We start from the raw sequence: 17,034 nt of genomic DNA on the forward strand, positions 1-17,034 counted from the left end.
GCTGGAAACACCGAAGGGGAGTAGTCCCAATCGCGTGGTCGACACACTGGCGCCTCGTGCGCCCGGTCACGCGGGCCTCTGACGAGGCGGACGAGACCTTCGGCCTGGCAGTCATGGACACACGTCGCTGCCGGGCCGAAGCGCTGCTCCCCGGCGAGAGGCGAGACGGACCCGGCCGTAGGGAAGGGCACCGTTGGAAGCGTTCTGGATAAGCCTCGCCGTCATCTTCGTGGCCGAGCTCGGCGACAAGAGCCAGCTCATGGCGATGACCTTCGCCACCCGATTCAAGCCGTGGCCTGTGCTGGCCGGCATCACCATCGCGACCACCGCCGTCCATCTGGTCAGCGTGGCCGTGGGCGGGCTGATCGGTGACGCGCTGCCCACCACGGCGATCTCCATCGCGGCCGGGATCGCCTTCCTCGCCTTCGCCCTGTGGACTTTGCGCGGCGACGAGCTCACCGAGGAGGAGGCGGACAAGGCCCGCCGTACCACCCGCAACGCCCTGGTCGCGGTGACCGTGGCGTTCTTCCTCAGCGAGCTGGGGGACAAGACCATGCTGGCCACGATCACGCTGGCCACGCAGCACGGCTGGCTCGGCACCTGGCTCGGTTCGACCGTCGGCATGGTCGCCGCCGACGCCCTGGCGATCGTGGTCGGGCGCATGCTCGGCAAGCACCTGCCGGAGAAGGTCATCAAGTACGGCGCGGCCGCGGCGTTCGCCCTCTTCGGCGTGATCCTGCTCGTCCAGCCCCTGTTCGCCTGAGCCTGAGAGGTCAGGCGTCCAGGAGGGAGCGGCGATGGGCGGCGGCGGCCGCCTCGCCGCGGCTGGTGACGCCGAGCTTGGACAGGATGTTGGAGACGTGGACGCTGACTGTCTTGACCGAGATGAACAGCTCCGCCGCGATGTCCCGGTTGCTGCGCCCGAGCGCCACGAGCCGCAGCACCTCGAGCTCCCGCGGCGTGAGCAGCTCCGACGTCGTCTCCTGCGGCGAGCCGGCCCCGACGCGCCGCGACAGCGTCTCGATCTCCTCGATGAGCGGCGTGGCCCGCAGCGCCCGTGCCAGCGGGAGCGCGGTGCGCAGCCGGCCGCCCGCTCCCTCGCGGTCACCGGAGCGCGCGGCTACCGAGGCGGCCCGCATCAGCGCCTTGGCCTGGTTGTGCGGGCGGTTGATGCGCTCCCACGCGGCGGCCGCGGCGTCGAAGTCGCCCGAGTACGACAGCCGGTAGGCCTCCGCGACCGGCCCCTTGGCCTGCAGACCGGCGGCCACGGCCACGGCGTGCTCGCGCACGGCCCTGGCACGGTCGGGCTCCACGGCGTCGGCCGCGTCGCACACGGTGCGCAGCAGCGCCAGCAGGCGCCAGCCGAGCATGGCCTTGCTCGACTGAGAAGGCCGGCCCATGTAGCGCTCGGCGACGGCCAGCGCGCTGTCGGGCTCGCCCTTGAGCAGGTGCCAGCCGATGTGCAGCCGGGTGCTGTTGGTGATGTCCTGCAGGTAGTCCTCGGGGCGCTCCTTGAGCACGCCGAGTTCGGACAGAATGCCCTCGACCAGGTCGAACTCGCCCCTGGCCAGGGCGATGTCGGCGCGCGTGCGCAGCATGTGGTGCCGGGTGCGCAGCACGGGGCCGTAGCTGGCGGCCACGTCCAGGATCTCGATGGCCTCGTCCCAGCGGCCGATGGCCTCGAGCACCTCGGCCTTGTTGTTGAGGATGAACAGCCCGCTGGCACGCAGCCGGCCGTACTTCTTGGCGGCGCGCCAGCCCTCGTCGGCCAGCGCGAGCGCCTCTTCCCAGCGGCCCATGTCGGTGAGGGCGTCGATGTTGTTGCCGATCGCCCGGGTGATGAGCCGGCCCGAGTTCTCCAGCTTGCCGAGCTCCAGGGCACGCATGTTGGTGGCCAGCGTGGCCTCGTAGTCGCCGTCGATGGAGTGGCCGAGCGCCAGGTTCAGCAGCAGGTCGCCTTCCAGGCAGCGGTCGCCCAGCTCGCCCGCCAGGCGTAGGCCCTCCTCGATGAGCTGGGTGCCCTCGGCCACCTCGCCGCGCAGCATGAGGTCCTGGCTCAGCGGTGTGACCACGTCCGCTCGCTCCTGGCCAGGGGCGGGCACCAGCCGCAGGGCGTCACGTAGGTCCTCGACCACGCCCATCTTGCCCTTGGAGATCTTGAAGCTGGCCCAGCGCACCATGAGCTTGGCGACGCGGCCGGGATCCCGGTTCTCGTCCAGCTCGGAAAGCGCCGCCTTGATGAACTTCACGCCCCTGTCGACGTCGCCGCCCGCCCGCGCGGCCTCGGAGGCGCGCTCCAGCACGGCGGTGTGGTCGGCGTCGATCAGCTCCTCCGCGCCCGACACCCGGTCCCAGAGCATGAGGACGCGTTCGAGCAGCGGGATGGCCTCGGTGTAGGCGAACGCCCTGAACGACTTCTGCGCCGCCTCCCAGGCGGCCACCAGCGCCGCCTTGTCGTTGCGCGCGCCGTACCAGTGGTGCGCGAGCTCGACGGCGGCGCGGCCGGGCGGGACGAGCTTGCGGTCGAGGGAGATCTCCTCGGCGAAGCGGGCGTGCAGGCGCTGGTGCTCGCCGGGCAGCAGCTCGTCGTGTACGGCTTCGCGGATGAGCGCGTGGCGGAAGACGTAGGCGCGGTTGTCGGCGATCTGCAGCACGTTGCCGGCGATGGCCGGGCGCAGCGCGGCCTCGAGTTCCAGGTCGGACAGGCTGCTGACGGCGGCCAGCAGCGAGTGGCCGACGCGGATGCCACCGGCCGCGGCGATGCGCAGCACCCGCTGGGTCTCCTCGGGCAGGCGCTCGACGGAGCCGAGGATCAGGTCGGTCATCGACTCGGGGAACGAGCAGTCCTCGCCGCCGTCCAGCATCGCCTCGACGAACAGCGGGATGCCCTCGCTGCGCTCGTAGACCTTCTCGACCTTGGCGTAGTCGGGGGTGCTGCCGAGGATCCCGGCCATCTGCTGCGCCACCTCGTCGCGAGAGAGGCGGGGGAGGTCCAGGCGGAGCACGCCGTTGACGCGGCCGAGCTCGGCAAGCACGGGGCGGAGGGGGTGCTGGCGGTGCAGGTCGTCCGATCGGTACGTCATCACGATCAGGACCTGCGGGGCACGCAGGTTACGGCTGAGGAAGGCGATCAGGTCGCGGCTCGAGCGGTCCGCCCAGTGGATGTCCTCGATGATCAGGATCGTGGGCCGGCTGTCGGCCAGCCGTTCGAGCAGGGTGAGGAACTGTTCGAAGAGCCTGGCTCGGCCCGTCTCCGTCTCGCCGTCGCCGCTCGGCTCGCCGAACTCCGGCAGCAGCCTGGCCAGGTCGCGCCCGGCCCCTTCGGGCAGCAGCGCGGCGATCTGCGCGGTGCCCTGCTCCCTGACGAGCTGGCGCAGCGCGGCCGTGAACGGCGCGTAGGCCAGGCCCTCGGTGGAGAGCTCGACGCAGCCGCCGAACAGCACCCGGGCACCCACCTGGCGGGACTGATCGGCGAAGCGCTGGACGAGGCGTGTCTTGCCCACTCCCGCCTCACCGCCCAGAAGGACGGCGGTGGCATCTCCTTTTCTGGCCTCTTCAAAGGCCTCGGTGAGCGTGGCGAGCTCAGGCGCCCGCCCCACGAAGACGGGACTTACGGAACGTCCCAGCATGTCGTCCAGCATGTCACGCCTTATAGATAGCTATCGACGGGTTTAGGGCGGCTCTGAGGCCCGGCCGCGAGGGAGGTTGCGGCCGGGCTCTCGTGGCGTGATCATGACGAACGGCGCTTGCCGAAGACCGAGCGGCGCTCGGACTTGTTGGCCCGCTGGGCTTCACGTACCTGGCGGTGCCTGGCAGCCTCCTCACGGAGCTCGTTGGCGTGGTTCTTCATGAGCTGGAACTCGATCTCGGGATGCATGTCCGCTCCTTGGATTTGTTGTCTTTCTGACACCTTCAAGAGTCGTGCTAAGGCCCCGGGTGGGGCATCGGGTGGATGCCTTATCTCTGCCGAAGCTTCGGCTTACCCCTACCTAGGGCAGGGCCTCAGAGGGTCTTAGGGACGCCACGATGAGGGGTCGTGAGGAACCTAGTGATCGTCTTCTTCGTCGTGTCCGCCCTGGTCGCGGCGTGTTCCGAGAGTGCCTACGGCGAGCCGCCCGGATGGCGGGTGGCGGTGGAGCGCGCGGGCGGGTCGCTCGGCGGGTTCCGGGACGTGGGGGCCACGGGACCGGGCGACGCCTGGGTGGTCAGGGACGGCAGGCCGCTGCTGCGGTGGGACGGCCGCGGGTGGCGGGGCCAGGGTGGGGCGGCCGTGCCGTACCTGGTGACGGCGGCGGGGCCGCGTGAGGCGTGGCAGTTCGTCGAGCACGGCCGGCGACTGGACGCGCGGCGCTGGGACGGCAGGACCTGGCAGCCGCACCCGATCCCCACGGCGGGCGCGCACGCGACGGCGGCCGTGGCGGCGGGTCCGGGGGACTGCTGGGTGGCCGGGCTGCGGTTCGGGCCGCACGGCATGACGGACGTGGCGTGGCACTTCACGGACGGTAGGTGGCGGCAGGTGGACGTGCCGTCGCCGATCACCGACCTGGCCGCCGCGGGCAGGAACGACGTGTGGGCGCTGAGCAGCGCGGGCCGGTTGCCGTCGATCCTGCACTGGACGGGGCACGGCTGGCGGCGCACGCCGGTGCCCTCGATCGGGGTGCCCGAGCGCTCACGGGCCGGCGACGCCACCGTCGAGCTGGACGACGTCGCGGTGACGGGCAGGAACGAGGCGTACGCGGTGGGCGCGGTGGTGCTCCCGCTGAACGAGGGCCGCGTCATCCGCGAGGCTGTCGTGCTGCGCTGGAACGGATCCACCTGGCGGCGCCTGGCTCACCGGCCCGCCGAGACCGCCTACACCAGGGTCGCCCCGGACGGCGCGGGCGGGCTCTGGCTGGTCACCCAGCGCCAGGACCACCCGGACGTGCTCACTCACCACGCGGGCGGGCGCTGGACCCCCGTGGAGGTGCCCGCGGTCGCCGTCAAGGGCCTGGCCAACGTGCCGGGAACCAGGGACATGTGGGCGACGGCGGAGTCCAGGGAGTCTGGTGCGACACGTCAGCTGATCTTGTCTTATCGGTGAGTTTGGAATCACCGCACCCGGTCGGCGATGCTGTGGGGGTGTCAACCATGACTACCACGCTCGCGGACGTCGCCTCGTCCAACGCGACGCTGCGAGCATTCCTGCACGGGCTGCCCGGCGTCGACCGGGTCGGCGCGGACCAGCGGGCGGCGATGCTCGGCACCCGTTCCATCAAGACGACGGCCAAGGCGCAGGCCATCGACCTGGCCATCTCCATGATCGACCTCACCACGCTCGAGGGCGCCGACACCCACGGCAAGGTCCGTGCCATGTGCACGAAGGCCATGCACCCCGGCGAGGGCGCGCCCCGGGTCGCGGCCGTGTGCGTCTACCCCGACCTGGTGGCCGAGGCGGTCGCCACCGTCAGGGGCTCGGGCGTCAAGGTGGCCTCGGTGGCGACCGCGTTCCCCAGCGGCCGCTCGTCGCTCGAGGTCAAGGTGAGCGACACCAGCCTCGCGGTGGCGGCCGGCGCGGACGAGATCGACATGGTCATCGACCGCGGCGCCTTCCTCGAGGGCGACTACCTGAAGGTCTTCGAGGAGATCGTGGCCATCAAGGCCGCGTGCGGCGACGCGCACCTGAAGGTGATCCTGGAGACGGGCGAGCTGGCGACCTACGACAACGTACGGCGGGCCTCCTGGCTGGCCATGATCGCGGGTGCCGACTTCATCAAGACCTCGACGGGGAAGGTCGCCCCCGCGGCCACCCTGCCGGTCACGCTGATCATGCTGGAGGCGGTGCGCGACTTCCGCGACGCCACCGGGCGGCAGGTGGGCGTCAAGCCCGCGGGCGGCATCCGCACCACCAAGGACGCCATCAAGAACCTGGTCCTGGTCAACGAGACGGCCGGCGACGACTGGCTGACGCCGGACTGGTTCAGGCTCGGCGCCTCGTCGCTGCTGAACGATCTGCTGATGCAGCGCCAGAAGCTGGCCACCGGCCGCTACGCGGGTCCCGACTACTTCACGGTGGACTGACATGTTCGAGTACGCACCCGCCCCCGAGTCACGCGACGTCGTCGACATCAAGTCGTCGTACGGCCTGTTCATCAACGGCGAGTTCGTCGAAGGGTCAGGCAAGCCCTTCAAGACGATCAACCCGGCGTCGGAGGAGAAGCTCGCGGAGATCGCCACGGCGACCTCCGACGACGTGGACCGGGCCGTGCAGGCCGCCCGCAAGGCCTTCGGCGTGTGGAGCGCCCTGCCCGGCGCCGAACGGGCCAAGTACCTGTTCCGCATCGCCCGCATCATCCAGGAGCGCGCCCGCGAACTGGCCGTGCTGGAGTCGCTGGACAACGGCAAGCCGATCCGCGAATCGCGCGACGTGGACCTGCCGCTGGTGGCGGCCCACTTCTTCTACTACGCGGGCTGGGCCGACAAGCTGGAGTACGCCGGATTCGGCACCAAGCCCCTCGGCGTGGCCGGGCAGGTCATCCCGTGGAACTTCCCGCTGCTGATGCTGGCGTGGAAGATCGCCCCCGCGCTGGCCTGCGGTAACACCGTGGTGCTCAAGCCGGCCGAGACGACCCCGCTGACCGCGCTGCTGTTCGCCGAGATCTGTCAGCAGGCCGATCTGCCGCCGGGCGTGGTCAACATCGTCACCGGCGCCGGGCAGACGGGCGCCGCGGTCGTGGCGCACCCGGACGTCGACAAGGTGGCCTTCACCGGCTCCACCGAGGTGGGCCGCATCATCGCCCGCACGGTGGCGGGCACGGACAAGAAGGTGACGCTGGAGCTCGGCGGCAAGGCCGCGAACATCGTGTTCGAGGACGCCGCGCTCGACCAGGCCGTCGAGGGCATCGTCAACGGCATCTTCTTCAACCAGGGCCACGTGTGCTGCGCCGGGTCCAGGCTGCTGGTGCAGGAGTCGGTGCACGACGAGCTGATCGCCGCGCTGAAGCGTCGCCTGGGCACGCTGCGCCTGGGCGACCCGCTCGACAAGAACACCGACATCGGCGCGATCAACTCCGCCGATCAACTCTCGAAGATCCGTGAGCTGTCGGACATCGGGGAGCAGGAAGGCGCCGAGCGGTGGTCCCCGGCCTGCGAGATCCCCGGCAAGGGCTTCTGGTTCCCTCCGACGATCTTCACCGGGGTGGCGCAGTCGCACACGATCGCCCGCGAGGAGATCTTCGGCCCGGTGCTGTCGGTGCTGACGTTCCGTACCCCGGCCGAGGCCGTGGAGAAGGCCAACAACACGCCCTACGGGCTGTCGGCCGGCATCTGGACCGAGAAGGGCTCGCGCATCCTGTGGATGGCGGACAAGCTCAGGGCCGGAGTCGTGTGGGCCAACACGTTCAACCGGTTCGACCCGGCCTCGCCGTTCGGCGGCTTCAAGGAGTCCGGGTACGGCCGCGAGGGCGGGCGGCTCGGCTTGGAGGCCTACCTTGATGTGTGAGAACCGCCGCGCCAAGCGCCGCACCCGCCGCGCGCAGGCCTCCCGCGGCCACGCCTTCGCTCGCGCCGGACGCCCGGTCCGTGAGGGCTGGTACGCCCACCGCTGCGGCGTCAGCCGCTGCGGCCAGATCTTCGTGCCCGTGCACCTGACGCAGGAGCGGTGATGAGCAGGCTGTCCGTCCGCAAGACCTACAAGCTGTTCATCGGCGGGGCTTTCCCGCGTTCGGAGAGTGGAAGGTCCTACATCGTGACCTCCGGCAAGGGCGAGGTGAACGCGGCCAGGGCCTCACGCAAGGACGCCCGCGACGCCGTCTCCGCCGCGCGCAAGGCGTTCCCCGGCTGGTCGGCGGCCACGCCGTACAACAGGGGGCAGATCCTCTACCGGGTCGCCGAGATGCTGGAGGGCCGGCGGGCCCAGTTCGCCGAGGAGATCGGCGGCGGCAAGAAGGCGTCGCTCGAGGCCGTGGACGCCGCGGTCGACCGGCTGGTCTGGTACGCGGGCTGGTCCGACAAGATCGCCTCGGTGCACGGGTCGGCGAATCCGGTGGCGGGGCCGTACTTCAACCTGTCGACGCCCGAGCCCACCGGGGTGGTCGCGCTCGTGGCGCCCGCGGATGCGCTGCTCGGGCTGGTGTCGGTGATCGCGCCGGCCATCGTCACGGGCAACACCTGCGTGGTCGTGGCCTCGGAGAAGGCCCCACTGCCCGCGATCACGCTGGCCGAGGTGCTGGCCACCGCTGACCTGCCCGGCGGCGTCGTCAACATCCTGACGGGGCACCAGGCGGAGCTCGCGCCCTGGCTGGCGGCCCACATGGACGTCAACGCGCTCGACCTGACCGGCGTCACGGACCCGGACCTGGCCGTGCGGTGCGAGCAGTCCGCGGCCGAGAACCTCAAGCGGGTCCTCCGCCCCGCGAGCGAGGACTGGACCGCCGACCCGGGCCTGTCCCGCCTCACTGCCTTCCTCGAGACCAAGACGGTCTGGCACCCCGTCGGGATCTGATGCTGTACGGCGGGCCGCCCCACCGTACTTAGGCTGAGGGCCCGGTCCGGATCTGATGCTGTACGGCGGGCCGCCCCACCGGCCGCCCGCCGTACTTCGGCTGAGGGCCCGCTCGCGGCGCCGGCGGCGAGTCGGGAGTGGCGGGCCGCCGTCACGGCGCACGGGAACCGTCTGGACGGGATGGTGGCGTGCGTGCGCGTAGGCGGCTGGCTGTGACCGGCCGGCTGCTAGCGTGATCGGGTATGGAGCTTCGGCAGCTCGAGTACTTCGTGGCGGTCGCCGAGGAGGCGGGGTTCACCAAGGCGGCGGCCCGGCTGCACGTGGCCCAGCCCGGGGTGAGCGCGCAGATCCGGCAGCTCGAGCGGGAGCTCGGCCAGGAGCTGTTCGACCGCTCGGGCCGCTCGGTCAGGCTCACCCCGGTGGGCAAGGCGGTGCTCCCGTATGCCAGGGCGGCGCTTGCGGCCGTGGTGGGCGCGCGGGAGGTCGTGGACGAGATGTCCGGGCTGCTGCGCGGCCACGTGACGATGGGCGCCGTGACCGCCCCGTCCGTGCTCGACCTTCCCGGGCTGCTGGCCGGGTTCCACCGCGGGCATCCCGGGGTGGAGATCTCGCTGGTCGAGCTGGACCCGGTGAGCCTGGTCGAGGCCGTCGTCGCCGGCCGGGTCGACCTGGGGCTGGCGGGCCTGGGCGCGCCGCTGCCGCCGGGACTCGACACGCAGATCGTCATCGACCAGCCGCTCGTGGTGGTCGTGCCGCACGATGACGAGCTGGCCAAGCGCACGTCGGTCGAGCTGGCCGACCTGCGCGACAGGCCGCTGATCACACTGCCGATGGGCACGGGGCTCCGTTCAGTGCTTGAGAACGCCTGCGCCGCGGTCGGGTTCCGGCCCCGGGTGGCCTTTGAGGCCAGCGAGCCTTACGTGCTGGCCCAGTTCGCCGCCCGCGGGCTGGGCGTGGCGGTGCTCCCCGAGTCGGCCGCGGCCGATGCCGACATCCACGTCCTCACCCTGGCCGGGCCGCGCCTGCGTGGCCAGATGGCGCTGATCTGGCGTGCCGAGGGCCCCACGAGCCCGGCCGCCACCGCGTTGATCGCCCACGCCCGCCGCCTTCTCCCCACCCACTGACGCCAGACCCCGGCGGGCACGACGGCAGCACCGGCCACCGCGATCGAAGAATTTCTTCCAATGATGAATTCAACGTAGATGAATTCCGCGTGTTTGAATGGCCCCATGAAGGAGGAGCGCGGCAGGCGGCCGGGGAGCCCGCAGACGAGGGACGCGATCATGGACGCGGCGATCGGGTCGTTCACCGCGAAGGGCTACGCGCAGACCACCATCCGCGGCGTCGCGCGTACGGCGGGCGTCGACCCCGCCCTGGTGATGCACTTCTTCGGCAGCAAGGACGGCCTGTTCGCCTCGGCCATCAGGCAGAGCATGCCGGTCGAGCGGCTGACCGCCGCCTTCGAGGGCGACCTGGAGGACCTGGGCGTACGGCTGGCCACCCGATACCTGGCCCTGTGGGACGACCCGGAGCGCGGCGCGCGGATGGCGGCCATCGTGCACGCGGCCGCCGCCACGCCCGCCGCGGCGGACCTGCTCAAGGAGCTGATGCGCCAGGAACTGGTCCGCCCGCTTGCCAGGCTCCTGGACCGCGAGCACGCCGAGACCCGCGCGCTGCTCGCGGCCACGCAGCTGCTCGGGGTGGCCATGCTCCGCTACGTGCTGCGGATGGAGCCGCTGACCTCGATGCCCAGCGATCAGCTCGCCGCCGAGATAGCCCCGACGTTGCAGCGTTACCTGACGGGCTCGGGCTCCTTGGAGGCGACCGGCCGGTAGGTGATCAGCGTGAACACCAGGGCGAGCAGCGCGACGGCGGTCGACAGCACGATCACGCCGGTCCGTCCGAACGCGTCGAGCGCCACGCCGCCCGCGATCCCGGCCACGAACACCCCGACGTACTGAGCCGAGGACAGCAGGCCGAGCCCGATCGCCACGTTGCCGGGCACGGCGCCGACGGTGCGGTACTGCTGCGCCGGGGCGATCAGCCAGCCGAGCACACCCCAGGCCAGCCCCCACACCAGCGCGATGGGCAGGGACAGGTTCGCCACCGGGATCAGGGCGAGGATCACCGTGGCGGAGGTGAGCCCGAGCAGCACCATCCGCCGCGGCCCGAACGCGTCGGTCAGCCGCCCGCCGATCTGGTTGCCGATGACGCCGCCGATCCCCCACGCCCACAGCACGGCGGGCAGTGGCACGTCGAGCAGCGAGCCGATGTAGGTGTAGGCGGCGAACGCGGCGCAGAACATCAGCAGCTGGGTCGTCAGCACGGCCAGCACCCGGCGGTCGCCCAGCGGCGCGAACCGCTCGCGCAGCCGCCCAGGCGTCGCGATCGTGACGTCGGGCACCGCCGCCGCCACCCCGATCAACCCGATCACACCGAGCCCCACGACCAGCCACATCGTGGAACGCCACCCGGAGGCCGTGCCGAGCCATGTCCCCAGCGGCACCCCGATGGCCGACGACACCGTCAACCCGCCCATGACCAGCGCCAGCGCCCGCCCCCTACGTTCGGGCGTGCTCAACGCGGTGGCCACGCCCGAGGCGGTCGGCGTGAACATGGCCCCGCCCGCGGCGGCGACGACCCTGGTCAGCATGACGAGCGGGTACGTCGGCGCCAGCGCGGTCAGCGTGTTGCCCACGACGAAGAAGGCCAAGGCGATCAACAGCACACGCTTGCGCGACAGCCGCGCGGTCAACGCCGCGAGCAGCGGCGACAGGATGGCATACGAGATCGCGAACACGGTCATCAGCTGACCGGCCGCGGACAGCGAGACCCCGAGGTCCCGCGAGATGGGGGCGAGCAGTCCGGCGGTGACGAACATGCCGGTGCCGGTGGCGAAATTCCCGAGCGCCAGGGGATACAGCCGAGCAGTCATGCCCACAAAGTGGCAGGACAGTTGGATGGTTGTCAAACAATAAAACGGAGGTAGCCTTGGCCCATGCGACTCCTTCCGCACCCGGCGACCGCGGACATCCAGCTCACAGAGGTCCTGCGGGCCCTTTCCGACCCGGTGCGCCTGGAGATCGTCACCCAGCTCGCGGACTCCGTCGAGCTGACCTGCCACGGCGTGAGCGACAACCTCGAGGTGCACAAGTCGACCGCCTCGCACCACTACCGGACGCTGCGCGAGGCCGGGGTCATCTTCACCAGGCAGGAGGGGCGGATGAAGTACATCAGCCTGCGCCGCGACGACCTCGACGCCCGCTTCCCCGGCCTGCTCGACGCGATCCTCGCCGCCGCCCGTGTCCCCGCCTGACACGCTGCCCATCCGCGCGGCGCTGCCCGGCCTGCTGACGGCGCTGGGAGAGGACGGCGCGGCCGTGCTGACCGCGCCGCCCGGCACCGGCAAGACGACCGTGGTCCCGCTCGCCCTGGCCGAGGCGGGGATGCGGGTCGTGGTGGCCGAGCCGCGCCGCCTGGCCGTCAGGGCCGCCGCCCGCAGGATGGGCGTCTCCTACACGATCCGCGGCGAGCGGGTCACGGGCGCGAACCCGATGGTCGAGGTCGTGACCACGGGCGTGCTGCTGCAACGCCTCCAGCGCGATCCCGAGCTGCCCGGCGTGGACGCCGTGGTGCTCGACGAGTGCCACGAACGGCACCTGGACGCCGACACGGCCCTGGCGTTCCTGCTCGACGTGCGCGACACGCTCCGTCCCGACCTGCGCCTGCTGGCCACCTCCGCCACCGCCGAGGCCGAGCCGTGGTCGCGCCTGCTCGGCGGCGCGCCGATCGTGCGCGCGTCCGGCACGGCGCACCCGGTCGAGGTGCTGTGGACCCCGCCGCCGCGCCCCGTCGCGCCGCCGCACGGGCTGCGCGTCGACCCGGCCCTGCTCTCGCACGTCGCCACCGTCGTACGGCGGGCGCTGGCGGAACGCGCCGGGGACGTGCTCTGCTTCCTGCCCGGCGTGGGTGAGATCGCCAAGGTGGCCGGGATGCTCGACGGGATCCAGGTCCTCCAGGTGCACGGCCAGGCCCCCGCCCACGTCCAGGACGCGGTGCTCAACCCGGCCACCGAACGCCGGGTCGTGCTGGCCACCTCGGTGGCCGAGTCGAGCCTGACCGTGCCCGGCGTCCGGGTGGTGGTGGACGCGGGGCTGGCCAGGGAGCCGCGCACCGACCACGCGCGCGGGCTGGGCTCGCTGGCCACCGTCCGGGTCTCCAGGGCGGCGGCCGACCAGCGGGCCGGCCGCGCCGGGCGCGAGGCTCCCGGCGCGGTGTACCGGTGCTGGTCGCAGGCCGACCACGAACGGCTGGCCGAGCAGCCACGCCCGGAGATCGCCCTGGCGGACCTCACCGGGTTCGCGCTGCAGGTGGCCTGCTGGGGCGGCGCGGATCTGGCGCTGCTCGACGAGCCGCCGCGGGCCGCGATGCGGGCGGCGACCCGGGTGCTCGAAGGGCTGGGCGCGGTCGCGGACGGGCGGGTGACCGAGCGCGGGCGGGCGATGGCGCTGGCGGGGACCCAGCCGCGGCTCGCCCGGGCCCTCCTGGACGCCGGACCCGGGGCGGCCGAGGTGGTGGCCCTGCTGTCCGAACAACTGCCCAGGGACTCGGGTGACGACCTGATCGAGGTCTGGCGCGCGGCGCGGCGGGGTGGCACGCCGTACTCCTCGCGGTGGAAGCAGGAGGTCAGGCGGTTGGCCGCGGGCACTCCTGCGCGGACGGGCGTGGACGAGGCGGTGGCCGGAACGGCGGTCGCGCTGGCGTTCCCCGAGCGGGTGGCGCGCAGGCGGGGCGGCGGCTACCTGATGGCGTCGGGCACCCGGGCCGAGCTGGCCGAGGGTTCCCGGCTGGCGACCGCCGAGTGGCTGGCCATCGCGGTGGCCGACCGCCAGACGGGCAACGCGAGCGCCCGCATCCGGCAGGCCGTCGTGATCGACGAGGAGACCGCCAGGCGGGTCCTGCCCGTCACGGTCGAGCAGGAGGTGGCCTGGCGGCGCGGCGACGTCGTGGCCCGCAGGATCGAACGGCTGGGCGCGATCGAGCTGTCCGCCGCCCCGCTTGAGGACGCCGACGTCCGCGAGGCGCTGCTGTACGGCCTGCGCACCGAGAACGTGCTCACCTGGACCCCGGCCGCCGTGGCCCTACGCGACCGGCTGGCGTTCTGCCGTCGCGCGCTCGGCGAGCCGTGGCCCGCGATGGACGACCTGATCTCGCTGGCCGACCGGTGGCTGGAGCCCGAGCTGTCCAGGGCCCGCCGCCGCGCCGACCTGGAACGCATCGACGTGGCCGCCGCGCTGCGCCGCCTGATCCCCTGGTCACAGCGGCTCGAGGAGGTGGCGCCCGAGCGGATCGAGGTGCCCACCGGCTCCCAGGTCCGCCTCGACTACTCCGGTGAGCAGCCGGTGCTCGCGGTCAAGCTGCAGGAGCTGTTCGGCTGGACCGAGACGCCGGTGATCGCCGGGGTTCCGCTGCTGGTGCACCTGCTGTCACCGGCGGGACGCCCGGTCGCGGTCACGGCGGACCTGGCCTCGTTCTGGGGCGACGGCTACCGTGCCGTGCGGGCCGAGATGCGCGGCCGCTATCCCAAGCATCCCTGGCCGGAGAACCCTCTCGAGGCCACCCCGACCCGACGGACGAAACGCTCATGACGCACCCTGCCCGTAACAACGCCGAGTGGTGTGACCTGGTCTGCCGTACTCACGGCATCCAGGGCGCCTTCGGTGCCCGCGCGTGGACCAGCGCGCGCAGGACCCCGCTCTACTATCCCGACGCGGTCACGCTGTCGCCCGAGGCGACGCCGGCCGACGTCCTGGACGGGATCGACGCCGGGCCGGGCGCCTCCGTCAAGGACAGCTTCGCCACGCTCGACCTGCCCGGGTTCGAGATCCTCTTCGAGGCCCGGTGGATCGAGCGGGACCCGCCGGACGCGGCCGACCCGGCGGGCTGGCGGCTCGTCGAGACGGCCGATGACCTGCGGGCGTGGGAGAAGGACCTGTTCTCCGGCGACGACCACGGCGTCTTCCGCCCCGGGATCCTCACCGAGCCGGTGGAGATCCTGCGCGGCGAGGACGGCGGCGCGGTGCTCAACCGCACGGGCGACGTGGTGGGCGTCTCCAACGTCTTCGGCCCCGACCCCTGGCCCGGCGTCCTGGCCATGGCAGCGCGCCTGCATCCGGGCAGGCGCCTGGTCGGGTACGAGAGCGACCCCGCGCCGGCCGAGCGGCACGGCTTCACGCAGACCGGCTCGCTGCGAATATGGCTTCGAACGTAGGCTCGGACACCACCTCCACCTCGGCCGTGCCCACGCCGAGGTCCTTGAAGCCGCTCGAGGTGGCCACGCACACGACGGGCCCGTCGAAGGAGCGGCCCAGCTTGCGGCAGGCGGCCACCCCCGCCGCGCCGGACAGCTCGTACCAGAGCCCCTGATCGGCCAGCGCCCGCTGCGCGGCGCGCATCTCGTCGTCGGTGACGAGCAGCGCCTCGCCGCCGCTGTCGAGCACGGCGCGCACGGCCCGGTGCCCGCCCACGTCGCACGCCACCCCGTAGGCGTCGGTGCGGCCGAGCTCCACGATGGCCGCCGGTGCGCCGCTGCCCACCGCGCGGGCGGTCGGCCCGCCCGCGGCGGGCTCGCAGGAGAACATCCGCGGCGTCTCCCGCGTCACGCCCAGCCTGCGCAGCTCGGCGAAGCCCTTCCAGAGGCCGTACAGCAGCTCGCCGTACCCCGTCGGCGGGAACACCGCGGCCGGCACGGCGCCGAGCTGCAGGAACACCTCGTAGGCGATGGTCTTGTAGCCCTCGGGCCCGTACGGGTGCCCGGTGTGGGTGACCGTCTGGTTGCTGACCGGGTGGTAGCCGAGCCTGTCGACGATCTCGCGCAGCAGCGGCCACCTCTTTTCCGCGGGTACGGTCACCACCCGCGCGCCGTAGGCCCGCACGAACGACTGCACGGCCGGCGGCGCCTCGGCCGAGGCCAGCACGACCGCGTCCAGCCCGGCCCTGGCGGCGTAGGCGGCGGCCGACGCCCCGTGGTTGCCCGACGAGGCCGCCACCACCCCGGGCGCGCCCTCCCCGACCGCCGCGCTCACGGCCACCCGGTTCAGCCGGTCCTTGTGCGACCAGGTGGGGTTGCGGGATTCGTCCTTGATGTACACGCCGTCGAACTCCACCAAAGGCGTCCCGCCTTCGCCCAGCGTGGGCGCGTGCAGCATCGGCAGCAGCGGCTGCCAGCGCGCCAGGTCGGGCCCGGGCTCCTGCTCGAACAGCCCGGCGGGCACGCGCGCGTAGTCGTAGTCCACCTCCAGCGGGTAGGCGATCTCCGCGGTGCTCGTCCGGGGACAGCCTCTGGTCAGCGGCGGCGAGAGCGGAAAGGTCAGCGAGGGGTCGCCGAGCGAGCGCTGGGCGATGGCCAGAGTGTCCCGATTCATGCGATGCATCATTCCAGCCGGAAAAGAGCTATCGTGGTGATATCACTTCGATAGCAAGGAGTCGGGATGGAACGGCGGGCTTTCCGGGTCAACGGCTTTGTCGTACTGCTGGTCCTGCTGGTGCTGGCCGCGGTGGCGGCCGTCGTCTCGATCGAGGTCCTGGGCATCGCCTGGGTGGTGGTCTTCGTGCTCATGGCCACCGGCTTCACGGTGGTGAACCCGAACGAGGCCAAGGTCGTGCAGTTCCTCGGCCGCTACATCGGCACCGTCAACGACGCGGGCTTCCTGTGGGTGCTGCCGTTCACCTCCAAGCGCAAGGTCACGCTGCGCGTACGCAACTTCGAGACCCCCAAGCTCAAGGTCAACGACGCCAACGGCAACCCGGTCGAGATCGCCGCGGTCGTCGTCTACAAGGTGATCGACACCGCCAAGGCGGTCTTCGCGGTCGACGACTACGGGCGGTACATCGCGATCCAGTCCGAGGCGGCGGTGCGGCACCTGGCCACCGTGCACCCCTACGACTCGCACGAGTCGGACCGGACGAGCCTGCGCGACGGCACCGAGGTGGCCGGCGAGCTGACCACCGAGCTGAGCGAGCGCACCGGGCTGGCCGGGATCGAGATCCTCGAGGCGCGCATCACGCACCTGGCCTACGCGCCGGAGATCGCCCAGGCGATGCTGGTGCGCCAGCAGGCCGACCAGATCGTCGCCGCCCGCACCCGCATCGTGGAGGGCGCGGTGGGCATGGTGCAGCTCGCCCTCGACCGGCTGGCCGCCGAGCACGTCGTCGACCTCGACGAGGAGCGCAAGGCCCAGATGGTCTCCAACCTGCTGGTCGTGCTGTGCGGCGACCGCGCGACCCAGCCGGTGGTGAACACCGGCAGCCTGTATGCCTGACCGGAGCGGCGAGCAGGGCCCGGAGGCGGCAGCTCGCGTAACCACGGAGGGCCCGTCGGGAGCGCGACCAACAGCACGCAAGAAGCTCCTGCTGCGGCTTGATCCGGCCGTTTACGACGCGATCGCTAAGTGGGCGGCCGACGACCTCCGCAGCGTCAACGCGCAGATCGAGTACGCGTTGCGCCTGGCGCTGAAGGAGGCAGGGCGGGAGCCTCGCCACGAACGGTAGAAAGC

At 72.1% G+C, this 17,034-nt stretch carries 17 protein-coding genes; 13 read left to right on the forward strand and 4 right to left on the reverse strand.

The annotated features are described in order from the left end of the window. Positions 1-193: 193 nt before the first annotated feature. Positions 194-763: a TMEM165/GDT1 family protein gene (locus tag KIK09_RS42635; RefSeq protein ID WP_214325214.1), complete on the forward strand. Its 570-nt coding sequence runs from the start codon at positions 194-196 to the stop codon at positions 761-763. Positions 764-773: 10 nt separating this feature from the next. Here the strand turns inward: KIK09_RS42635 and KIK09_RS59650 are convergent, their stop codons facing one another. Next, positions 774-3,641 (reverse strand): ATP-binding protein, encoded by a 2,868-nt coding sequence (locus KIK09_RS59650; protein WP_214325215.1) that lies wholly within the window; start codon positions 3,639-3,641, stop codon positions 774-776. Positions 3,642-3,730: 89 nt separating this feature from the next. Then, positions 3,731-3,877: a hypothetical protein gene (locus KIK09_RS42645; RefSeq protein WP_214325216.1), complete on the reverse strand. Its 147-nt coding sequence runs from the start codon at positions 3,875-3,877 to the stop codon at positions 3,731-3,733. A 159-nt stretch (positions 3,878-4,036) separates the two neighbouring features. Here KIK09_RS42645 and KIK09_RS42650 point away from each other — a divergent pair, with 159 nt between their 5' ends. The 7 genes from KIK09_RS42650 to KIK09_RS42680 all read left to right on the forward strand — a co-directional run bounded on the left by KIK09_RS42650 (position 4,037) and on the right by KIK09_RS42680 (position 10,314). Continuing rightward, positions 4,037-5,080 (forward strand): hypothetical protein, encoded by a 1,044-nt coding sequence (locus KIK09_RS42650; protein ID WP_214325217.1) that lies wholly within the window; start codon positions 4,037-4,039, stop codon positions 5,078-5,080. A gap of 47 nt (positions 5,081-5,127) precedes the next feature. Continuing rightward, a complete protein-coding gene (deoC, locus tag KIK09_RS42655) occupies positions 5,128-6,057 on the forward strand; it encodes a deoxyribose-phosphate aldolase (protein WP_214325218.1) in 930 nt (309 codons plus the stop codon). A gap of 1 nt (position 6,058) precedes the next feature. Then, positions 6,059-7,477: an aldehyde dehydrogenase family protein gene (locus KIK09_RS42660; RefSeq protein ID WP_214325219.1), complete on the forward strand. Its 1,419-nt coding sequence runs from the start codon at positions 6,059-6,061 to the stop codon at positions 7,475-7,477. Further along, positions 7,470-7,640 carry a hypothetical protein gene (locus tag KIK09_RS42665; protein WP_214325220.1) on the forward strand — a complete coding sequence of 57 codons (171 nt, stop codon included), beginning with the start codon at positions 7,470-7,472 and terminating at the stop codon, positions 7,638-7,640. The genes KIK09_RS42660 and KIK09_RS42665 overlap by 8 nt, the downstream gene beginning before the upstream one ends. Continuing rightward, positions 7,640-8,479 (forward strand): aldehyde dehydrogenase family protein, encoded by an 840-nt coding sequence (locus KIK09_RS42670; protein WP_214325221.1) that lies wholly within the window; start codon positions 7,640-7,642, stop codon positions 8,477-8,479. The genes KIK09_RS42665 and KIK09_RS42670 overlap by 1 nt, the downstream gene beginning before the upstream one ends. Positions 8,480-8,721: 242 nt before the next feature. Then, positions 8,722-9,603, forward strand: coding sequence for a LysR family transcriptional regulator (locus KIK09_RS42675; RefSeq protein WP_214325222.1), 882 nt, complete (start codon positions 8,722-8,724; stop codon positions 9,601-9,603). Between the two features lie 105 nt (positions 9,604-9,708). Next, a complete protein-coding gene (locus KIK09_RS42680) occupies positions 9,709-10,314 on the forward strand; it encodes a TetR/AcrR family transcriptional regulator (protein WP_214325223.1) in 606 nt (201 codons plus the stop codon). Here the strand turns inward: KIK09_RS42680 and KIK09_RS42685 are convergent. Further along, complete coding sequence (locus KIK09_RS42685) at positions 10,272-11,414, reverse strand: MFS transporter (protein ID WP_214325224.1); 1,143 nt, start codon at positions 11,412-11,414, stop codon at positions 10,272-10,274. The two genes, KIK09_RS42680 and KIK09_RS42685, sit on opposite strands and share 43 nt — an antisense overlap. Before the next feature lie 63 nt (positions 11,415-11,477). Between KIK09_RS42685 and KIK09_RS42690 the strand changes: the two genes are divergently transcribed. From KIK09_RS42690 to KIK09_RS42700, 3 genes are read left to right on the forward strand one after another with little or no spacing between them, the layout of a single operon-like run. Beyond that, on the forward strand, positions 11,478-11,795 hold the full coding sequence (locus KIK09_RS42690; protein ID WP_214325225.1) for an ArsR/SmtB family transcription factor: 318 nt from the start codon (positions 11,478-11,480) through the stop codon (positions 11,793-11,795). After that, complete coding sequence (gene hrpB / locus KIK09_RS42695; protein ID WP_214325226.1) at positions 11,782-14,127, forward strand: ATP-dependent helicase HrpB; 2,346 nt, start codon at positions 11,782-11,784, stop codon at positions 14,125-14,127. The genes KIK09_RS42690 and hrpB overlap by 14 nt, the downstream gene beginning before the upstream one ends. Further along, positions 14,124-14,750: a hypothetical protein gene (locus tag KIK09_RS42700; protein WP_214325227.1), complete on the forward strand. Its 627-nt coding sequence runs from the start codon at positions 14,124-14,126 to the stop codon at positions 14,748-14,750. The genes hrpB and KIK09_RS42700 overlap by 4 nt, the downstream gene beginning before the upstream one ends. On the opposite strand, the gene KIK09_RS42705 is transcribed toward KIK09_RS42700, so the two are convergent. Beyond that, positions 14,710-15,903, reverse strand: a complete 1,194-nt coding sequence (locus KIK09_RS42705) for a threonine synthase (RefSeq protein ID WP_214325228.1) — start codon at positions 15,901-15,903, stop codon at positions 14,710-14,712. The two genes, KIK09_RS42700 and KIK09_RS42705, sit on opposite strands and share 41 nt — an antisense overlap. Positions 15,904-15,969: 66 nt before the next feature. Here KIK09_RS42705 and KIK09_RS42710 point away from each other — a divergent pair, with 66 nt between their 5' ends. Both KIK09_RS42710 and KIK09_RS42715 read left to right on the forward strand, forming a co-directional pair. Next, on the forward strand, positions 15,970-16,800 hold the full coding sequence (locus tag KIK09_RS42710; protein ID WP_214325229.1) for an SPFH domain-containing protein: 831 nt from the start codon (positions 15,970-15,972) through the stop codon (positions 16,798-16,800). Next, positions 16,793-17,029 (forward strand): type II toxin-antitoxin system antitoxin, encoded by a 237-nt coding sequence (locus KIK09_RS42715; protein ID WP_214325503.1) that lies wholly within the window; start codon positions 16,793-16,795, stop codon positions 17,027-17,029. The genes KIK09_RS42710 and KIK09_RS42715 overlap by 8 nt, the downstream gene beginning before the upstream one ends. The last annotated feature ends 5 nt before the right edge of the window (positions 17,030-17,034 follow it).

Origin of the sequence: Nonomuraea sediminis (assembly GCF_018531495.1) — a bacterium.
GTDB classification, from domain to species: domain Bacteria; phylum Actinomycetota; class Actinomycetes; order Streptosporangiales; family Streptosporangiaceae; genus Nonomuraea; species Nonomuraea sediminis.